Source organism: Sphingomonas bacterium (assembly GCF_903643065.1).
Lineage (GTDB): Bacteria > Pseudomonadota > Alphaproteobacteria > Sphingomonadales > Sphingomonadaceae > Sphingomonas.
Genome location: NZ_CAHJWX010000376.1, coordinates 1 through 3,091, shown reverse-complemented (window position 1 = coordinate 3,091; position 3,091 = coordinate 1). Strand labels below are relative to the sequence as shown.

General features: G+C 67.9%; 3 protein-coding genes and 1 pseudogene. 2 read left to right on the top strand and 2 right to left on the bottom strand.

What is annotated here, in order from left to right; translation table 11 throughout:
• Both HUU95_RS12370 and HUU95_RS12365 read right to left on the bottom strand, forming a co-directional pair.
• Window positions 1-175, bottom strand: a pseudogene (locus HUU95_RS12370) (arginine--tRNA ligase); the annotation flags it as partial.
• 132 nt (window positions 176-307) lie between these two features.
• Window positions 308-1,123: a PEPxxWA-CTERM sorting domain-containing protein gene (locus tag HUU95_RS12365; protein ID WP_254602782.1), complete on the bottom strand. Its 816-nt coding sequence runs from the start codon at window positions 1,121-1,123 to the stop codon at window positions 308-310.
• A 262-nt stretch (window positions 1,124-1,385) separates the two neighbouring features.
• On the opposite strand from HUU95_RS12365, the gene HUU95_RS12360 reads away from it, so the two are divergent.
• Window positions 1,386-2,153, top strand: coding sequence for a sterol desaturase family protein (locus HUU95_RS12360; RefSeq protein WP_217429837.1), 768 nt, complete (start codon window positions 1,386-1,388; stop codon window positions 2,151-2,153).
• Window positions 2,154-2,247: 94 nt separating this feature from the next.
• The gene (locus HUU95_RS12355) at window positions 2,248-2,940 is read left to right on the top strand and encodes a bacteriorhodopsin (protein WP_174280377.1); all 693 of its coding nucleotides are present in this window, start codon (window positions 2,248-2,250) and stop codon (window positions 2,938-2,940) included.
• Window positions 2,941-3,091: the final 151 nt, after the last annotated feature.

Here is a 3,091-nt window from a genome sequence, read left to right as displayed (position 1 = left end):
CGGCCGGCTTGGCCAGCACCATCGCCGCATTGGTGGCGAGGTCGCCATGCGCGGCGTCGCGCGGCGGCTCGACCGTGACATTGCGGCGGTCGAGCCCGGCCGGCAGGCCGTCGCGCTCGACCAGCCGGTCCAGGGCCGCGTCCAGATGCGCAGCGAAACGAGGGTACAGGCTCATGATCGGCCGCCGCCTAGCCGAAGCCGACCAGCGGTTCAAACGAGCGATGGCGTCGGCCAGACCGGTGACGACGGAACGAGCCGCCGACCCGAGAGGGTCGACGGCTCGTCATTCCGCGCGATGGCGTCGGCGTCAGCCGGCGAGCTGGCCCGCCGTCATCCGCTTGATCTTCGAGTCGAACCGCGCGTCCGAGCGGCGCGCCTGGCGGCGCAGCGCGACACCGGCGAGACCGAAGCCCAAGATCATCATGCCCCAGGTGGCGGGCTCCGGCACCGCGGTCAGGCTGACGCCGTCGAGCAGCGCGAAGGGCGGCTGACCGCCGGACGGGCCACCGACCGCCAGGAACGACAGCGTCTCGGAGGTCGAGGTCGCCTTGATCACCGTGGAGAACTTCTGCCACGGGTAGAAGCCCTGGCTCGGCGTGGTGATCACCGGGGTCGCGAACGACGTCCCGCCCAGCGAGCCCGTCCAGCCCTCGGTCGTGGTGCCGGAGAAGCCGGCCTGCTGCGAGCCGGCCCAGAAGAAGCTCAGGGCATAGGAGTTGCCGACCGTCAGGCCGGTGATCAGCTGGCTGATCGCGCCGGCCTGGAATGCCGGATCGGCCGCCAGAAAATTGCCGCCCGGCGGGCTGACGAGCGATGCCGGCGCGGTCGCCGAGCCACCGTTCGCGGACGTGTACAGCGAGACGTTGCCGTACTGACCCGACGAGCTGTAGCCCGCGCTGCCCGCCAGCGTCGGATTATAGATGAAGTTGTAGCCGTTGGTCGGGCTGGTCCAGCCGGTCGCGCCATAGCCGTTATAGCCCAGCTGGCTGGGCGTGGCCGGGTTCTGTGTGCCGAGCGAGTAGGTGGACGAGAAGTTCCCGTTCTTGACCAGCTCGACCTGCGCCTGCGCACCCGTGGCGCAGATCGCGAGCGCACCGAACGCCGCGAGCATCGACATCTTCATGATCATTCCCTTTTCTTAAAGTTAAGTCCGGTAACGCCACCGGCTTGGTCAGCGTCTCTATGGATGCTGCCGCCGAATGTGAACTACTCATTAAGAGGCGATTGTTTCATGATGAGACAACGCATATCGGGATCGTCGCCTTGATTACCGGATGGTAGTACCGACTCTTGTATCTCAAGCGGGAACGAGGAAAGATACTTAACACCGCTCTTCGGACCTGTGACCTTCATTAACCTTGTTAGGCGAGATGTGGATGCCGTACGTGACCCAGTTGATCCGGCTGAGCATATGGCTGGCCTTCCTGGCCGTCGTGTTCCTGCCGCTGGAGCGCCTGTTCGCGCTGCGCGACCACCGCGACGCGACGTGGCGATCGACGCTCGCCGACGTCGGCTTCTATTTCCTCAACAGCCTGCTGCCGGCCGCGGTGCTCGGCCTCGTCATGGCGCAGGTGGTGCTGATCAGTCGCGCGGCGCTTCCCGCGGGCTATTTCCGCTGGACGGCGTCGCTGCCGATCGCGGTGCTGCTCCCCGCCGCCTTGCTGATCGCCGAGTTCGGCTTCTATTGGGGCCATCGCCTGACCCATGAATGGCCGGTGCTGTGGCGCTTCCATGCCGTCCATCACGAGCCCGCGCATCTGAGCTGGATGATCAACACGCGCGGCCATCCGGTCGACATGATCTTCGTCCGCCTGTGCGGACTGACCCCGCTGTACGCGCTCGGCCTGGCCGGTTTCTCGGACCCGCGCGGCAACGCGATCGCGGCGCTGGCCATCATCCTGGGCACGATGTGGGGCTTCTTCATCCACGCCAACATCGCGGTGCGGCTGCGGCCGCTGGAGCAGCTCGTCGCCACGCCGCTCTTCCACCACTGGCATCACACGCGCGAAGGCGCGATCAACCGGAACTACGCCGCGATGCTGCCGATCTTCGATCGGCTGTTCGGCACCTTCCACATGCCCAATGCATGGCCGGTCGACTATGGCATCAGCCGCGGCGAGGACGCGGCGCCCGACGAACGCGGGCAGGCCTGACCCGCGGCGTCGCGATCCACCGATAATTCGGAGCTGGGCGGGAGCAGCCGTTCGCGATCGGCGTTATGGCATCGGAGCACTGGAGTGCCGTTCGATGCAGCATAGCCTCTTCCTGATCGGCTTCGTCATCATGTCCCTCGCGCCGCTGGCGATCCAGGCGACGGCCGCGCGCGGCGCGGCGACCCGGACGCACACGCTGCTGCACGCGACGGTGCCGTTCGTGGCGGCGACCTCCTACCTCGCCATGGCGCTGGGCGTGGGCACGGTGCTGCTGCCCGACGGCCATCTCAGCTATGTGGCCCGCTACCTCGATTGGTCGCTGACGACGCCGCTGCTGCTCGCGGGGCTGGTGCTGACGGCGGTGGGCGACGAGCGCCGGTTCGCGCAGCTGGGCGGCTATCTGTCGGCGGTGCTGTCGCTGGACGTGCTGATGATCGTGGCCGGGCTGATCTCCTCGCTGGCGACCAGCGACGCGGTGAAATGGGCGTTCTATGGCTGGTCGTGCGCGGCGTTCGTCGGCGTGCTGTACCTGCTCTGGGTGCCGCTGCGGACGTTGGCGGCCGAGCGTGGCGACGCGATCGGGCACGCCTACCTCGCCAACCTGTCGATGCTGTCGGTGCTGTGGCTGCTCTACCCGGTCGTCTTCCTGGTCGGGCCGGAGGGAGTGGGCAGCATCGGCGGCGGGGCGACGGTGCTCGCGATCCTGGTGCTCGATGTGCTGGCGAAGGTCGCCTATGCCTTTGTCGCCGCCTTCAACCTCGATCGCGCGCTGCCGAAGGAGGCATGACCGGCCTCCCCGCCACCGGCGCGGGATGGCAGCTGGCCATCGCGGTCGTGGCGATCGGCGTGATCGGCATGGCGCATGGCGCGGGCGATCTGCGCGCGGTGGCGGCGCCGCGGCGTCCGGCCTTCCTCGCCAGCTACGGCGCGGTGGCGCT